Origin of the sequence: Xylanibacter oryzae DSM 17970 (assembly GCF_000585355.1) — a bacterium.
Classification (GTDB): Bacteria; Bacteroidota; Bacteroidia; order Bacteroidales; family Bacteroidaceae; genus Prevotella; species Prevotella oryzae.
Genome location: NZ_KK073873.1, coordinates 3188279 through 3204261, shown reverse-complemented (window position 1 = coordinate 3204261; position 15983 = coordinate 3188279). Strand labels below are relative to the sequence as shown.

The window sequence follows — 15983 nt, the reverse complement described above, 5'->3', positions numbered from 1 at the left end:
TCTTTTAATCTTTAATTTTTGTTTTTAATTTTTCCAATTTACTCCACCTAGGATCTACAGGTTTTTTGCTGTTCCCATCACTACTTCGGGTAGCAGAGTGCTCATTGAGCATTTCAATCATAGCAGGGTTGCATTTTCCAGGTGCGTGCACGTGCTTGATAGGAACATCTAATTCTATAAATTCGTAGATAAACCAAGCCACATCAATTAAGCCTTCATCTTCAGGCACTGTGATTAGGTCATCATCTTCCGAGTATTCGTCTCCAAATTTTGCAACTAACCTATTATCTGTATTGATACATTGTTCCATATCATCCAAACACCGGTCACATTGCACTGTTATTACCCCTTCTGTATGAAAATTCAATTCAAAAAAATCCGATGTTCTTCCTATTGCCAGTTCTACATTCAGATTTCCTTTTGATGTCAAAGGAGCGTCTATTGCCTCGAAATAGGCATTACCAAGGTCGAAATTCAAGGTCGTAATACCTTCTTTCAACCCATTCAAATCTATCTTAAAAGGTTCTAAACTAAACATTTGGCTGCAAAGGTACAAATATTTTTTTATATAGCGATATCAAATTAAAGAAAAAATTGAATTATGTATCCAAAAGAATCTATTAATCAAATATTTTAGATAATTCTATTCTAAAAATTGTTCCTTTTACTGGGTCAGAACTTTTTACATATATTTTGCCTTTATGATATTCCTCTATCATTCTCTTTGCTAAAGATAAGCCTAATCCCCACCCTCTATCTTTAGTTGTAAAACCAGGCTTAAATATATTATTTAAGTCTTTATGCTTGATACCTTTACCTGTATCGGATATATCAACAAATACTTTACATTCCATTACATGTATCGCCAATATAATTATTCCTTCACCTTTAATTGCATCTACAGCATTTTTTAATACATTTTCTATGGCCCATTCGAATAATTGTAGATTAATCTTTACAAGAACATCTCCTTGAGGAAACTTCTTAATAATTTTTACTTTTGAAGATGTACGAAGAGCCATATAATCTACAACATGGTCCATTATTTCAATTAAATTCGTCACTTTTAATTCTGGTAAAGAACCTATTTTAGAAAATCGGTCTGCTATGAGTTGTAAACGTTGTACATCCTTTTCCATTTCATAGATCAACTTATCATTAGGATATGTTTCTTTAAAAATTTCCGTCCATGCCATTAAACTAGATATTGGCGTGCCCAACTGATGTGCAGTTTCTTTAGATAAACCTAACCAAACTCTATTCTGTTCTGCTTTCTTATAAGTAAGAAGTGCAAAAATAGCTATTACAACAAAAATAGTTACAATGCCCAACTGCACTAAAGGATAAATTCTAAGACGCTTTATCATTATGGAGTCATCATAGCATACATTAATATAATCACTCGGAGAGCCAGAGATAAATATTTTAATGACCTTTCCAACCTCTATCAACTGTTTACCTTTATCTGCAACAAAATTCGAACTATCTTTACGATTTCTGCCAGAAATATCAATATTACGGTAAGTCTGTACATTACCTTTTGAATCCATTACAATAACCGGAATAGTATTATTTTCATTTAATACTTTAAGAACAAGGCTTAAATCAGTATTATCACCCGCCTTGTTCAATTCTCTCATAGCATCAGCCCAAACTTCCATTTTACTATGCTCTTCGACAGTCAAGTCGTGGACCAAAATATTTGAAGCCACAAGTGAAAATACAGCTATTACTATAGCCGATAAAATAAGGATAATTTTCGTATTTCTTGAACTATATACATGTTTCATGTACAATTTAAACGCATACATAAAAAATATATTGCATTAAAACCTATATAAACGCAAAGAAGCTCCGACTTCGTTAGAAATCAGAGCTTCAATTTAAAAAAGGCAGCCACCTACTCTCCCGCATTGTATTGCAGTACCATCGGCGCAGGCGGGCTTAACTTCTCTGTTCGGAATGGGAAGAGGTGGGACCCCGCCGCAATAACCACCTGATATTGGGTTTGACTTTTTCGGTACATGATAACCTTATCGTATTTCTCCTGCAAAAAAAGCAGATACATCTGAAATTATGACTGTAAAAGGAAGTTTCGGGCAATTAGTAGTGCTCGGCTTTGGCGTCACCGCCTTTACACCTACACCCTATCAACGTCATAGTCTATGACGACCCTTATGTGGAGTTCTCATCTTGTGGCTGGCTTCGCACTTAGATGCTTTCAGCGCTTATCCTTCCCAGACTCGGATACCCGGCGGTGCGCCTGGCGGCACAACCGGTTCACCGGAGGTCTGTCCATCACGGTCCTCTCGTACTAGTGACGGCACCACGCAAAACTCCCACGCCCACGATAGATAGAGACCGAACTGTCTCACGACGTTCTGAACCCAGCTCGCGTGCCACTTTAATGGGCGAACAGCCCAACCCTTGGGACCTTCTCCAGCCCCAGGATGTGACGAGCCGACATCGAGGTGCCAAACCACCCCGTCGATATGAGCTCTTGGGGGGGATCAGCCTGTTATCCCCGGAGTACCTTTTATCCTTTGAGCGACGGACCTTCCATACGGATCCGCCGGATCACTATGCCCCAGTTTCCTGCCTGCTCGGGATGTCTCCCTCCCAGTCAAGCGCCCTTATGCCATTGCACTCTATGAGACCGGTTACCAATCGGTCCGAGGGCACCTTTGGAAGCCTCCGTTACGCTTTTGGAGGCGACCACCCCAGTCAAACTACCCACCAAACAATGTCCTCGTTATACGAGTTAGACTTCAGACAGCCAAAGGGCCGTATTTCAAGGATGGCTCCACACAGGCTGGCGCCTGCGCTTCGAAGCCTCCGGCCTATCCTACACATCGGATGACCAAAGTCAATGCTAAGCTATAGTAAAGGTTCACGGGGTCTTTTCGTCCCATCGCGGGTAATCGGCATCTTCACCGATACTACAATTTCACTGAGCTCATGGTTGAGACAGCGTCCGGATCATTACACCATTCGTGCAGGTCGGAACTTACCCGACAAGGAATTTCGCTACCTTAGGACCGTTATAGTTACGGCCGCCGTTTACCGGGGCTTCAATTCAATGCTTCTCCCGAAGGATGACATCTCCTCTTAACCTTCCGGCACCGGGCAGGTGTCAGGCTGTATACTTCGTCTTTCGAATTCGCACAGCCCTGTGTTTTTGTTAAACAGTTGCCTGGACCTATTCTCTGCGCCTCTCCCGGAGGAGAGGACCCCTTATCCCGAAGTTACGGGGTTAATTTGCCTAGTTCCTTAACCATGAATCTCTCAACGCCTTAGTATGTTCTACCCGACTACGTGTGTCCGTTTGCGGTACGGGTACCGTACGGATTAAGTTTAGCGGATTTTCTAGGAAGTATGTTTACCCACACTATCAGCCTTCCCCGAAGGGACAGCCGTACTATCAGGTTCGGATCTTGACGGGGATTTGCCTCCGTCAATCAACTCCTACACCCTTCAACGCGCAATTCCGTCTGCGCGCGGTGGTTTCACTGCTCCGTCCCCGCTTCACTCCGTACGCTAGTCACGGAATATTAACCGTGTCTGCCATCGCCCTCGCCGTTCGGCTTAGACTTAGGACCCGACTAACCCCGGGCCGATTGACGTTGCCCGGGAAACCTTAGTCTTATGGCGGGGGGGGATCTCACCCCCCTAATCGTTACTTATACCTACATTTGCTTTTCCAGACGCTCCACCGGGGGTTATCCACCGGATTCAACGCTGACTGGAATGCTCCCCTACCGATACTTTTATTATTACTATCCCGCATCTTCGGCATCTGCCTTATACCCGATTATTATCCATGCCCGGACCCTCGACTAGTGAGCTGTTACGCACTCTTTGAATGAATGGCTGCTTCCAAGCCAACATCCTAGCTGTCACAGGGACCAGACTTCGTTAGACTAACTCAGGCAGAATTCCGGGGCCTTAGACGGCGGTCAGGATTCTTCTCCTCTCGGGCACGGACCTTAGCACCCGCGCCCTTACTGCGACACTGCGGCCGTAGAGCATTCGGAGTTCGTCAGGACTTGATAGGCGGTGAAGCCCTCTCATCCTATCGGTCGCTCTACCTCTCTACGGGATCGTGCCACGCTGCACCTAAATGCATTTCGGGGAGTACGAGCTATCTCCAAGTTTGATTGGCCTTTCACTCCTACACTCAACTCATCCAGAAGCTTTTCAACGCTTATTGGTGCGGACCTCCATCCGGTGTTACCCGGACTTCATCCTGGTCAAGTGTAGATCACTTGGTTTCGCGTCTGCCTCCGCCGACTCAGCGCCCTATTCAGGCTCGCTTTCACTATGGCTCGGGATGTCTTCATCCTTAACCTTGCCGGCGACGGCAACTCGTAGGTTCATTATGCAAAAGGCACGCCGTCACCGATTGCTCGGCTCCGACCGCTTGTAGGCGCAGGGTTTCAGGATCTCTTTCACCCTTCTAATCGAAGTGCTTTTCACCTTTCCCTCACGGTACTGGTTCACTATCGGTCTCACGGGAGTATTTAGCCTTACCGGATGGTCCCGGTGGATTCGCGCAGAATTTCTCGTGTTCCGCGTTACTCAGGAGCTCGCTACGGCCTTATCGTCTTCTCATACTGGGCTTTCACCATCTATGGCCGTTCTTTCCAGAACGTTCCGATCGATTCTAAGGTCCGATGTCGCGGTCCTACAACACCGCTCTTGCGTTACCACAAAAACGGTTTGGGCTCTTCCCCGTTCGCTCGCCACTACTAGGGGAATCATTAGTTTATTTTCTCTTCCTGCAGGTACTAAGATGTTTCAGTTCCCTGCGTTCGCCTTTGGACATAAGTCCAAATGACAGTCCTTCAGACTGCCGGGTTGTCCCATTCGGAAATCTTCGGATTAACGGTTATTTGCACCTACCCGAAGCTTATCGCAGCTTATCACGTCCTTCATCGCCTCCGTGAGCCAAGGCATCCGCCCTGCGCCCTTATTTACTTTCTTTCTTACTATCCGGCTCTTGAGAGACCGGATGAGTAGCTCATACTTTCAGCTGTATCTTGAGATTGCTCTCTTTTCTTTACTTAAAAGTCTTACTTACAGTTTCATGTACCAATATGTCAAAGATCGTTTGGGAACTCTTTAAATCCTTGCGGACTGTTCCCGAGTGTGGAGAATAACGGATTCGAACCGTTGACCCCCTGCTTGCAAAGCAGGTGCTCTAGCCAGCTGAGCTAATCCCCCGTATGTTGTATATATACGTCCTGGGCCTTGTAGTCCCAGGCAGACTTGAACTGCCGACCTCCACATTATCAGTGTGGCGCTCTAACCAACTGAGCTATAGGACTCTATCCCGGTTTTATCGTTCAAGCCTTAGGGGCTTGTCCGCCCGGCTTCCTTTTCCTCTATATTTTATAAACAGTTCCGTGTACAAGAAGCTAAAAGGATAACTATATCCACTCGCCTCTTTATTCTTACTTTTATGGTGCCTCTCGTCTTGCATAACGTTGTATGAGAAACGTCTCCAGAAAGGAGGTGTTCCAGCCGCACCTTCCGGTACGGCTACCTTGTTACGACTTAGCCCCAATCACCGGTTTCACCCTAGGCCGACCCTTGCGGTCACGGACTTCAGGCGCCCCCGGCTTTCATGGCTTGACGGGCGGTGTGTACAAGGCCCGGGAACGTATTCACCGCGCCATGGCTGATGCGCGATTACTAGCGAATCCAGCTTCGTGGAGTCGGGTTTCAGACTCCAGTCCGAACTGAGGCGCGTTTTATAGATTCGACCGACGTTGCCGGCGGCCATCACTCTGTACGCGCCATTGTAACACGTGTGTCGCCCCGGACGTAAGGGCCGTGCTGATTTGACGTCATCCCCACCTTCCTCACACCTTACGGTGGCAGTATCCCCAGAGTGCCCAGCTTAACCTGATGGCAACTAAGGAAAGGGGTTGCGCTCGTTATGGCACTTAAGCCGACACCTCACGGCACGAGCTGACGACAACCATGCAGCACCTTCACAGACGCCCCGAAGGGCCTTGGCATCTCTGCCGCGTTCGTCTGCAATTCAAGCCCGGGTAAGGTTCCTCGCGTATCATCGAATTAAACCACATGTTCCTCCGCTTGTGCGGGCCCCCGTCAATTCCTTTGAGTTTCACCGTTGCCGGCGTACTCCCCAGGTGGGATGCTTAACGCTTTCGCTTGGCCGCTGACCACATGGGCCAACAGCGGGCATCCATCGTTTACCGTGCGGACTACCAGGGTATCTAATCCTGTTCGATACCCGCACTTTCGAGCTTCAGCGTCAGTTGCGCTCCGGTAAGCTGCCTTCGCAATTGGAGTTCTTTGTGATATCTAAGCATTTCACCGCTACACCACAAATTCCGCCTACCTCGTGCGTACTCAAGCCTGGCAGTTCGAACAGCAAGTCAGAGGTTGAGCCTCTGCATTTCACTGCCCGCTTACCAAGCGGCCTACGCTCCCTTTAAACCCAATAAATCCGGATAACGCCTGGACCTTCCGTATTACCGCGGCTGCTGGCACGGAATTAGCCGGTCCTTATTCTTCTGGTACCTGCAATAAGCCACTCGTGGCTCACTTTATCCCCAGATAAAAGAGGTTTACAACCCATAGGGCAGTCTTCCCTCACGCTACTTGGCTGGTTCAGTCTTGCGACCATTGACCAATATTCCTCACTGCTGCCTCCCGTAGGAGTTTGGACCGTGTCTCAGTTCCAATGTGGGGGACCTTCCTCTCAGAACCCCTACTGATCGTCGGTTTGGTGGGCCGTTACCCCGCCAACTGCCTAATCAGACGCATCCCCATCTTTTACCGCTAAGCCTTTCGTCATGATCTGATGTCGTCGCATGACCTCATACGGTATTACTCCCTCTTTCGAGGGGCTATCCCGTGGTAAAAGGCAGGTTGGATACGCGTTACTCACCCGTGCGCCGGTCGTCATCTGATCTAGCAAGCTAGATCAATGTTACCCCGCGACTTGCATGTGTTAAGCCTGTAGCTAGCGTTCATCCTGAGCCAGGATCAAACTCTCCATTGTAAAATATTGTTTCTACTTCTTGTCTCGGGCATTGCTGCCCTACACAATCCGTAAAGTTGTCTCTGTTTCAGAACGCTTCTCCGTAATTCAAGTCTAAAAGCACCTATTCATTATAAATGACGGTTCGTTTCTTTTTGTTATCCGAGTACCAATATATCAATACCAGCACTCGCTTCTTGTACTACTTCTCTGTCTATGTAAATCTTTTCAAAGAACTCTTTCTTTTGCTTACAAGAACGTTCGTTCTCGAAAGCGGATGCAAAGGTACAACTATTTTCCACAATACCAAATCTTTTTCAGAAAAAGATTTAAAAACTTGAAAGGTTTTCGCGTTTCTTTACAAAAAACGAGGCGTAACTCATAGTTTTCAACCAAACAAAGCGCCATACACATATCTAAGAATATTCTATATAACGAAAGAAGTTATGCATGAATCATGCACTATAATAGAAAAGTCTTCAATCTCTACAATAAAAAAGAAGAAATCCCTTTATTATATAAGGTATAAATATCTATTAAGATAAGTTGCCAAGGCTGACGCATCAAAAATTAGTTATTCATCCAATCAGAAGCCAAAAGATCAATCATAAACTTTTCATCGAAGCCCGCAAGTTTTCTTTTCATCTTAAAAATCCCTTTGTCTTAATATTTTTTTAGCAAATGTGATTCTGCTTATAAGTGAAAAATTCTGTGCGGCATTTTTCATTTTTCTTGTGTTGTCCTCATTAAAAGTAACATCCAGTTGCCAATCTAGGTTGTTCTCAATGCTCCAGTGTGTCCTGACAGCTTGCATTATTCTATCCGAATCCAATGGTAGAGATGTTATATAGTAATGCTTTTCCTCCACAGTCCTTTTTTCTTTAAGATATGTTTTTATGTTAGTTACACATGCCACAGAATTGACACCTTTCCATCCAAAGACTTTATCTAAGACCCCATTATTATATACTTGGCAGTATTTTCTTTCCTTTCGTCCATGTCCACATTCTTCAGTATATGAAACCTGATATCTTACAGGAGGTATATGTCCATGTCCCTCAATGCTATTTCCTTCAAAGTCAACCCCGTCCAGCCAGCTCTTTTTCATGTCATGCAGGTTCTTCTAATTACTTTTTACGCATATAACAAAGTCCGCCTTGTTCTTTATTATTGTTTCTACTATTTTATGCTGACAACCTATGGCATCTATTGTCACTACACATCCTTCCAAATCCAAGGTCTGAACAAGTTTCGGAATAGCTTTTATCTCATTGCTTTTCTTTCCAACTTTCTCCTGACCAAGCGTCACTCCATTAGCAGCAGCCCAGGCGCCAACCATTCTTAATGATTCGAAACTCCCATCCTTCTTTTCTATCCTTGCACCGCATATTTCCTTTCCATCTATTGGTACGATACCTCTATACTTACCGCATATCTCATTAATCCACAATCTGAATACACGCTCAAGTTCTTTGGGGTTAAGGATAGAGAAGATCCTGTTGAATGTATCATGCGAAGGAACTCCTTTAAAGTCCTTTATCCTGGAACGGAAAAATGGCTCCTTCATTTTTCCAAACTCCTCAACTTCATACCAACTTTCCGCACCACCTATCACGGCAGCTATAGTAATATAAAAGATACATTTCAAACTGTGTTCCTTTAAATGATCTCTTCTAGGATCTTCGATTTCCTTCAATACTGTAAATAATTTCATATTCTTTACAAAAAAATGTACTTATATTAAATGCAAAGATAGTAAATAATATTGATATATACGAATATTTAAATAACTGTATATCAGTATAATAAGTTAATTATATAAAATGAAATACATTTACTAAAATGTAATGCGTCAGCCCTGAAAAGCATAAATATCAAAGAACAAAACAACTTATTTTGTTAGACAAATCAAGTTGTTTTGCCTAACGAATCAACTTGTTTTGTTTATACAGACTGCCTATTTTTCAATGCTGAGAGCAATTTATAACCTCACCAAACCTCACTAAACCTCACTAGCAATAACGTATTATTTATCAGTAATTTACGCATAAAAAGTGAGGTTGAGGTTAAAAAACATTTTTATTTTCAGAGAAAAAAATTACATACATTTTTATAACATTAAAAGACATATATGTCAGTAAATTACAGATTAATAAAGAATAACATGAAGGGTAAGAGTAGCGGTTACTATTATGCCAAAGCACTAAGTCTAGGTGAAATTCGCACCAGAGAGATATCAAAAAATCAAATCATTCGGAAACAATTACCGTACTGTAATTGCATATCTTGTAAGCCAAACGAAAATAGAATTGGCAAACGACTAGACAGTAGTACTTAGATGGCTTTAGCCGTTTTTAAGCTAGTTATGGACACTTATACTGTTTTTCGCCAGCCAAATTCTCATCTGCAAATTTATAGTATGCCTATTCACCGTCCAGACCCTCACACATAAAGAGCAATTGGATATCAGAATTCTTATGTATCTCGCTACTTATTTTTCGAATTCTTAATATCATACATGCAGGCCCTACAATGCATCTACCAAAAATTGATAACAATGTGTTTGCCCTTATATAGGGGTATCTTATCCAACAAGAACTTTTGTCCGGGCTTTGATTCACCTAATTTGATATACGCCCCAAAAGTTTATTCATTTGCTTGTCATAATAAGCACAATGTACCATATCTGTAATATATTTAGGATGTTTCTCAATTGTACGGGCCAATCCGATAATGTTTTTGTCCGAATTAAGAATTTCTTCTGCATCAAAAAAGCCAACTGCGCAAAAGTAGATGGTTTGTCACACTTCCAATTGGCAGTGTCTTCCTTGAAGAAGCGCTTATCAGTTGATCGGCAAAATACGCGACCCAACCTTTTTGAGTTACTTCTTTAATTCTACTTTTTTGTCATCATGTAATAAAATCAGTTACATATATGTAGGTTTTTACAGCTCTGTTATTTGATAAATATCTTATAATCAATAAGATACAAAAGTGGCACATTTCTTGTATTGATAATTAATATCAATAATAGTATTAATTATTAAATAATAAGAATTATGCAGTTAAGTGCAAGAAACAGTATTAAGGGTAAGATTGTAGAAATAACACTAGGTATCGTCACCGCAAAGATCAAACTCGATATTGGAAATGGAAATACCATCGTGTCTGTCATAACCGTAGACAGTGTTAAAGAAATGGGCTTCAAGGTGGGTGACGAAGCTTTTGCAATATTTAAATCAACAGAAGTTATGATCGGAATATGACGAGAAAACCATATAAGGTAGGAGCAAGCGTTGTTGTCTATCATGAGAACAAGATTTTTATCGGACCAGAGCAATTCGCTTTAATCAGGCAGATTCTCGATGATGGTTCAATGAACGCTGCCGCCCGCCACTTGGGGTTTTCTTTTCAAAAGACATGGCAAATGGTGACTAAGATGAATGCATTATCTGATCAACCTATTATCATCGTGAAACGAGGCGGCAACAATGGAGGTGGATGCTTTGTCAGTGAGTACGGTAAAAAAATCCTCAACATGTACGCCAGACGGGAATTGGAAGTTATCAAGGCTTTGGCCCAGTCAGAGAATGAACTGGACAGCCAGCTATTTTGATTTTTTTTGTATAGCGTTATCTTTTTATGTATAACGGGTTACTTTTATTAGGATAATAAATTAAAATTATGGAAAAGGTAAAAATGATTATTTTTGCAACAGCACTTTTTGGTGCTTGTAAAGTAGCAGCACAGACTGTTACTGTGGATGGCGAGTTCCGTCCTAGAGTGGAAGTAAGAGATGGCTTTAACCAGCCTTTGTTGAAAACAGAAAATCCGTTAGTGGTTGCCATGCAACGCACCCGTCTAGGGGTTTCATTCCAAACAGGTCTTTTATCCACGAAACTTACTATCCAGGATGCCCGCACCTATGGAGAAACAGCGACGACATCAGAGGCATCAACAACAAATTCATCAACCACTATCTTTGAGGCCTGGGCAGACATGGTACTCATTCCCGGCGGGTCTGTAAGAATAGGACGACAGGCACTGAAGTATGATGATGGACGCCTCTTTAACAGTCCGGCCTGGAGTAACACCGGAACATCTCATGATATGGCTTTGATAAAATATGCCATTAATAATTTTCAAGCCAATGCAGGATTTGCGTACAACAATACCACAGCTGGTAAGAGCGAAACATATTATACACCGGTATGCCCTTATCGTTATATGGGATTCTTATGGATGAATAAGGTGTTGGCTAAGAACCTGAGTCTCTCACTCATTGGAGTTGATGAAGGTGTACAGGACACTTCTGGAACAGCGGGCAACACTGCTAATTATAAGAAAGTAAATATGTATCACACGTATACCTATGGTGGTTATCTTAGCTATGGTACCACATCAACACCATTGTCACTTGCACTTACATATTATCACCAAAGCGGGAAATCAAGTACAGGTAAAACGATGAATGCGTCACTGGCTGCTGCAAAATTAGGATGGAACCCTTCGACTTATTTGAACTTAGGTATAGGATGTGATTTATTCTCAGGTGATGACAATACAAATGATGGAACACAACATAACTTCAAAAAATTGTATGGAACAAATCACAGCTTCAACGGATATATGGAATACTGGACTACACCTCCAACTCAAGGTTTAGGTGATTATTATCTGATAGCATCAGGCAAAACCACATCAAATCTGGAATGGGAGGTCGCGGGACATCTATTCAAAAGTATGAAAGATGTGAAATATGCATCAGACAAAGCTGGTAAGTCATTAGGATCAGAACTCGACCTTACCCTAAAATACAAGATGAATGAATGGGCAAACGTCCAAGGTGGCTACAGCGTTTATTTTACGACAAAAGAAGTAAAATATCTTAAGTTGAAAAACGCCAGTGCTGACATCTATACTCCTCAATGGTGCTATGTGATGTTGACAATAACACCCGCATATTTAAAGAACCTATTTACGAACAATAAAAAATAAAATGGAATGAAAAAGATTATTTTTACACTAGTGCTTGCCATGACGGTAGTTATGAGTTATGCACAGACCATCAATGTAGCCGCAGCGGCCAATCTGAGTTATGTGATGGAAGAAATGAAAAATGCTTATCATAAAACAAATAAGAATGCAAAAATAAATATTGTATATGGAAGTTCCGGTACCTTGACACAGCAAATATCAAATGGAGCCAATTATGATATTTTCATGTCAGCGGATGATGAATTTCCCTTAGTGCTACAGAAGAAAGGGCTTACATATGGCGGCATGAAGATCTACGCATATGGAAAACTCGCTTTATATAGTACCGTTGTTGATGCAAAGAAGGGACTTGCCATCCTTAATGATGCAGATACAAAGAAGATAGCCATCTGTAATCCGTTGACAGCTCCTTATGGGAAACGTTCTGTTGAATTACTGACAAAACATGGAATGTATCAAGCATTAAAGCCAAAGCTTGTCGTTGCTGATAACATATCACAGGCAGCCCAATACGCATTTACAGGAAACGCTGATATAGCTTTTGTGGCACTCTCGCTAACATTGACCCCTGAAATGCAGGCAAAAGGAACGACCTACATATTCAACCCGAAGCTGTACTCGCCTATCAAGCAAGGTTGTATTTTGATCAAAAAAAGTACAGTCAATACAGGTGCAGCAAAATTCATGAAGTTTTTCATGTCACCGGCTGCTGATGCAATATGGGAAAAATATGGTTATTCCTTACCTAAATAAATTAGAGATAACAAATGGATAGTGATTTTCTACAGACACTCTGGTTAACAGGGAAGTTGGCGACTCTTACAACAACAATATTACTATTATTAGGGTTACCAATAGCATATATATTGGCGTACAAACATTTCCGGTTCAAGTCTATTGTGGAGTCACTGATCAGTATGCCGATGGTGTTGCCACCAACCGTACTTGGGTTTTATGTATTAGTAGCATATAGTCCTCAGAACGCGTTTGGAAAATTTTTGGAAACCACATTACATTTGCGTTTAGCATTCAGTTTTGAAGGAATCCTCGTTGCAAGTATTATTTTCAGTCTGCCGTTCATGGTCCAACCATTGATAAATGGTTTTGAACTGATACCGAAAAGCTATCGCGAGGCTGCATATACATTGGGAAAGTCTCCATTCACCACTTTTATGAAGATACTGATTCCCAACATACGCCCGTCGATATTAACAGGAGTTGCAATGACTTTTGCACACTGTATCGGTGAGTTTGGCCTTGTGATAATGGTGGGGGGAAATATGCCGGGTGAGACCCGTGTAGCTTCTGTTGCGATCTATGACGCTGTTCAGTTGATGGATTATACCACAGCCAACAAATATGCCCTCATCTTATTCTTAATTTCGCTAGCGATACTGAGCTTAATCTATGGATTCAATGGAAAGAAAAAAAAAGATGTTAGAAATTGACGTAAAAAGAAAGATGTTAACTTCTGAGGGAGTTCACACTCTACACATAAAGAAAGATATAGATATACATGAGTTACTTTGTGTGTTTGGTAAATCCGGTGCCGGTAAGACAACCTTGTTGAGGATGATTGCAGGGTTAACAACACCAGAGGAAGGATACATCGCATTTAATGGAACAACATGGTTTGATTCAAAGAATAAAATAAATATTCCCCCGCAAAAAAGGAATATTGGCTATATGTTCCAGAATTATGCGTTGTTTCCAAACATGAATGTTGAAAAAAATATCATTTTTGGTCAAAAGGAAAAAAATAAAGAGGAGATAGAGGATCTTCTTAATATTTTTGATTTACAGACATTACGGAAACAAATTCCAAATAAGCTATCAGGGGGACAAAAACAACGTGTTGCACTAGCCCGTGCTCTGGCATCACATCCATCCATTCTACTCCTGGACGAGCCGTTGTCGGCTCTAGATATAGAGATGAGAATTTCTCTACAAAAGGAAATTAGCAAAGCTCATGAAATATCGAACGTATTAACGATTCTTGTAACTCATGACGTTGATGAAGTTTTTGCCTTGGCTCATAAAGTACTGCTGATAGAAAATGGCACGGTCACTAAATACGGTACTCCGGGTAACGTCTTCTCAGGTGAGACATGGGCCAGAGCTTCTAGATTGCTGCATGAGATATCTATCTTAAGTGATTCTCTGTATGGATAGGAAACGGAAGATACAAAAACGGATTTTTTGATTATATTACCTACATTTTTGTAGCTTTTCTTATAGGGCTTTTCACAACTATATGTGAAAAGCCCATTTTCTTTAAAATTTATTTATTGTTGATTATCAGTGTTTTATGTACTTATTAAAAGATCAACAGCAATGTTGAATTTCTTTTTGGCATGGTAATTGACTTACAAATAATGTATTAGTTTTAAAAAATTAAATTATGATGAGAAAGATTGCAATTTATGGTAAAGGTGGAATCGGCAAAAGCACCACCACCCAGAACACCGTAGCCGGCTTGGCTGAAATGGGGAAAAAAGTAATGGTTGTAGGATGTGATCCTAAAGCCGACTCAACACGTTTGCTTTTACATGGTCTTGCACAGAAAACAGTGTTAGATACCCTCCGTGATGAAGGAGAGGACATCGACCTGAACGATGTGATGAAAAAAGGTTTTGGAGGTACCAATTGTGTAGAGAGTGGTGGTCCTGAGCCAGGAGTAGGCTGTGCCGGTCGTGGTATTATCACTTCTATTAATCTGCTAGAGCAACTGGGAGCTTATGATGAAGACAAACACATTGATTACGTATTCTATGATGTACTCGGTGACGTTGTTTGTGGCGGTTTTGCAATGCCTATCCGTGATGGTAAAGCTGAAGAAGTATATATCGTATGCTCAGGAGAGATGATGGCGATGTATGCAGCAAACAACATCTGCAAATCAATAGCAAAATTCGGTAAGGTGGGAACAGTACGCCTTGGCGGTTTGATATGCAATTCACGTAAAGTGGACAACGAAGCTCAAATGATTGAAGAATTTGCAAAAAAATTAGGTACCCAGATGATCCATTTTGTACCTCGTGACAATGTCGTCCAACATGCAGAAATTAACAAAAAGACTGTCATCGAGTTTAGTCCCGAAGAGAATCAGGCAAATGAATATCGTACACTAGCTAAAAAAATAAATGATAATACAAATTTTGTAATACCCAAACCCATGCAAATGCATGAACTAGAAGAGCTGCTTACAACATTCGGAATAATGAATTAAATAAATAGGAGGACCATATTATGTTTTTGATTAGAGCAATTATTCGACCAGAAAAATCAGTAGTAGTAATGAAAGCCTTACTTGATGCTGGTTTCCCGGCAGTAACAAAGATATCTGCTTATGGACGCGGAAAACAAAGGGGTCTGCGAGTTGGGGATGTCACTTATGACGAACTACCTAAAGATATTCTCCTGATGGCTATCTCCTCGAAAGACAAAGACTTCGTTGTTGAAACAATCGTTTCTTCGGCCCGTACTTCACCATCAGGACACTTCGGTGACGGTAAGATATTCGTCACCCCAATAGATGAGATTTACACAATCAGTTCAGGTAAAAAAGAAGTATAATCATTAAACACAGCCTAGAATGAAATCAATTATAGCAATTATTAGAATAGCCAAGATGGCTGAAACGAAATCAGCTCTGAGTGATGCCGGTTTACCTTCATTTACAGCAATTCCTGTATTAGGCCGCGGACGCGACCATGGCGACAAGCAAAAAGCGGCTCAGATGGGTATCGAAGATGATGACACAAAATCTTTCATTCAGGAATCGCCGAGGTTGAAATCCAAAAGAATGATTATTTTAGTCGTTACTGATGATAAAAAAGATCTTGCCGTAGAAACGCTGATAAAAGTCAATCAAACAGGGAAAAGTGGTGACGGTAAGATCATCATAACCAATACAGTTGATTCTGTCAACGTACGTACAGGAGATAATGGTGATAAAACATTGGATTGA

General features: G+C 41.7%; 12 protein-coding genes, 2 tRNA genes, 3 rRNA genes and 1 pseudogene. 9 read left to right on the top strand and 9 right to left on the bottom strand.

Annotation, left to right across the window (positions count from 1 at the left end):
* Positions 1-4 precede the first annotated feature (4 nt).
* The 9 genes and pseudogenes from XYLOR_RS12820 to XYLOR_RS14080 form a co-directional block, all read right to left on the bottom strand.
* Entirely contained in the window at positions 5-538 is a 534-nt protein-coding gene (locus XYLOR_RS12820) for a YceD family protein (protein ID WP_036880238.1), read from the bottom strand.
* Positions 539-620: 82 nt separating this feature from the next.
* Positions 621-1790: a sensor histidine kinase gene (locus tag XYLOR_RS12815; protein WP_036881133.1), complete on the bottom strand. Its 1170-nt coding sequence runs from the start codon at positions 1788-1790 to the stop codon at positions 621-623.
* 97 nt (positions 1791-1887) lie between these two features.
* Positions 1888-2000 (bottom strand): 5S ribosomal RNA (gene rrf, locus XYLOR_RS12810).
* Positions 2001-2084: 84 nt separating this feature from the next.
* Positions 2085-4983, bottom strand: a 23S ribosomal RNA gene (locus XYLOR_RS12805).
* 166 nt (positions 4984-5149) lie between these two features.
* Positions 5150-5223 (bottom strand) — tRNA-Ala (locus XYLOR_RS12800).
* Positions 5224-5253: 30 nt separating this feature from the next.
* Positions 5254-5327: transfer RNA gene (locus XYLOR_RS12795), tRNA-Ile, on the bottom strand.
* Positions 5328-5507: 180 nt separating this feature from the next.
* Positions 5508-7036 (bottom strand): 16S ribosomal RNA (locus XYLOR_RS12790).
* The 16S, 23S and 5S rRNA genes sit together here with 2 tRNA genes alongside, the layout of an rRNA operon.
* A gap of 137 nt (positions 7037-7173) precedes the next feature.
* Positions 7174-7317, bottom strand: coding sequence for a hypothetical protein (locus XYLOR_RS13870; RefSeq protein ID WP_154655699.1), 144 nt, complete (start codon positions 7315-7317; stop codon positions 7174-7176).
* A 344-nt stretch (positions 7318-7661) separates the two neighbouring features.
* Positions 7662-8729, bottom strand: a pseudogene (locus XYLOR_RS14080) (ISAs1 family transposase).
* 1345 nt (positions 8730-10074) lie between these two features.
* On the opposite strand from XYLOR_RS14080, the gene XYLOR_RS12780 reads away from it, so the two are divergent.
* The 9 genes from XYLOR_RS12780 (at position 10075) to XYLOR_RS12740 (ending at position 15983) form a co-directional block, all read left to right on the top strand.
* Complete coding sequence (locus XYLOR_RS12780; RefSeq protein ID WP_036880237.1) at positions 10075-10281, top strand: TOBE domain-containing protein; 207 nt, start codon at positions 10075-10077, stop codon at positions 10279-10281.
* Positions 10278-10631, top strand: coding sequence for a winged helix-turn-helix domain-containing protein (locus tag XYLOR_RS12775; protein WP_036880233.1), 354 nt, complete (start codon positions 10278-10280; stop codon positions 10629-10631). The genes XYLOR_RS12780 and XYLOR_RS12775 overlap by 4 nt, the downstream gene beginning before the upstream one ends.
* A 68-nt stretch (positions 10632-10699) precedes the next feature.
* Positions 10700-12013: an alginate export family protein gene (locus XYLOR_RS12770; protein WP_036880231.1), complete on the top strand. Its 1314-nt coding sequence runs from the start codon at positions 10700-10702 to the stop codon at positions 12011-12013.
* A gap of 6 nt (positions 12014-12019) precedes the next feature.
* Complete coding sequence (modA, locus tag XYLOR_RS12765; RefSeq protein ID WP_036880226.1) at positions 12020-12766, top strand: molybdate ABC transporter substrate-binding protein; 747 nt, start codon at positions 12020-12022, stop codon at positions 12764-12766.
* A 14-nt stretch (positions 12767-12780) separates the two neighbouring features.
* Positions 12781-13461 (top strand): molybdate ABC transporter permease subunit, encoded by a 681-nt coding sequence (gene modB / locus XYLOR_RS12760; RefSeq protein ID WP_036880224.1) that lies wholly within the window; start codon positions 12781-12783, stop codon positions 13459-13461.
* Complete coding sequence (locus XYLOR_RS12755) at positions 13430-14185, top strand: ATP-binding cassette domain-containing protein (RefSeq protein ID WP_245602018.1); 756 nt, start codon at positions 13430-13432, stop codon at positions 14183-14185. Before modB ends, XYLOR_RS12755 begins: the two co-directional genes overlap by 32 nt.
* A gap of 229 nt (positions 14186-14414) precedes the next feature.
* On the top strand, positions 14415-15242 hold the full coding sequence (nifH, locus tag XYLOR_RS12750; RefSeq protein ID WP_245602016.1) for a nitrogenase iron protein: 828 nt from the start codon (positions 14415-14417) through the stop codon (positions 15240-15242).
* Between the two features lie 20 nt (positions 15243-15262).
* Positions 15263-15589 carry a P-II family nitrogen regulator gene (locus tag XYLOR_RS12745; protein WP_036880222.1) on the top strand — a complete coding sequence of 109 codons (327 nt, stop codon included), beginning with the start codon at positions 15263-15265 and terminating at the stop codon, positions 15587-15589.
* Positions 15590-15608: 19 nt separating this feature from the next.
* Positions 15609-15983 carry a P-II family nitrogen regulator gene (locus XYLOR_RS12740; RefSeq protein ID WP_036880220.1) on the top strand — a complete coding sequence of 125 codons (375 nt, stop codon included), beginning with the start codon at positions 15609-15611 and terminating at the stop codon, positions 15981-15983.

Bases quoted from the DNA above. Each gene is read 5' to 3' on its own strand.
- XYLOR_RS12820 (WP_036880238.1), bottom strand. From the start codon at position 538: ATGTTTAGTTTAGAACCTTTTAAGATAGATTTGAATGGGTTGAAAGAA.
- XYLOR_RS12815 (WP_036881133.1), bottom strand. From the start codon at position 1,790: ATGAAACATGTATATAGTTCAAGAAATACGAAAATTATCCTTATTTTA.
- XYLOR_RS12780 (WP_036880237.1), top strand. From the start codon at position 10,075: ATGCAGTTAAGTGCAAGAAACAGTATTAAGGGTAAGATTGTAGAAATA.
- XYLOR_RS12775 (WP_036880233.1), top strand. From the start codon at position 10,278: ATGACGAGAAAACCATATAAGGTAGGAGCAAGCGTTGTTGTCTATCAT.
- XYLOR_RS12770 (WP_036880231.1), top strand. From the start codon at position 10,700: ATGGAAAAGGTAAAAATGATTATTTTTGCAACAGCACTTTTTGGTGCT.
- modA (WP_036880226.1), top strand. From the start codon at position 12,020: ATGAAAAAGATTATTTTTACACTAGTGCTTGCCATGACGGTAGTTATG.
- modB (WP_036880224.1), top strand. From the start codon at position 12,781: ATGGATAGTGATTTTCTACAGACACTCTGGTTAACAGGGAAGTTGGCG.
- XYLOR_RS12755 (WP_245602018.1), top strand. From the start codon at position 13,430: ATGGAAAGAAAAAAAAAGATGTTAGAAATTGACGTAAAAAGAAAGATG.
- nifH (WP_245602016.1), top strand. From the start codon at position 14,415: ATGATGAGAAAGATTGCAATTTATGGTAAAGGTGGAATCGGCAAAAGC.
- XYLOR_RS12745 (WP_036880222.1), top strand. From the start codon at position 15,263: ATGTTTTTGATTAGAGCAATTATTCGACCAGAAAAATCAGTAGTAGTA.
- XYLOR_RS12740 (WP_036880220.1), top strand. From the start codon at position 15,609: ATGAAATCAATTATAGCAATTATTAGAATAGCCAAGATGGCTGAAACG.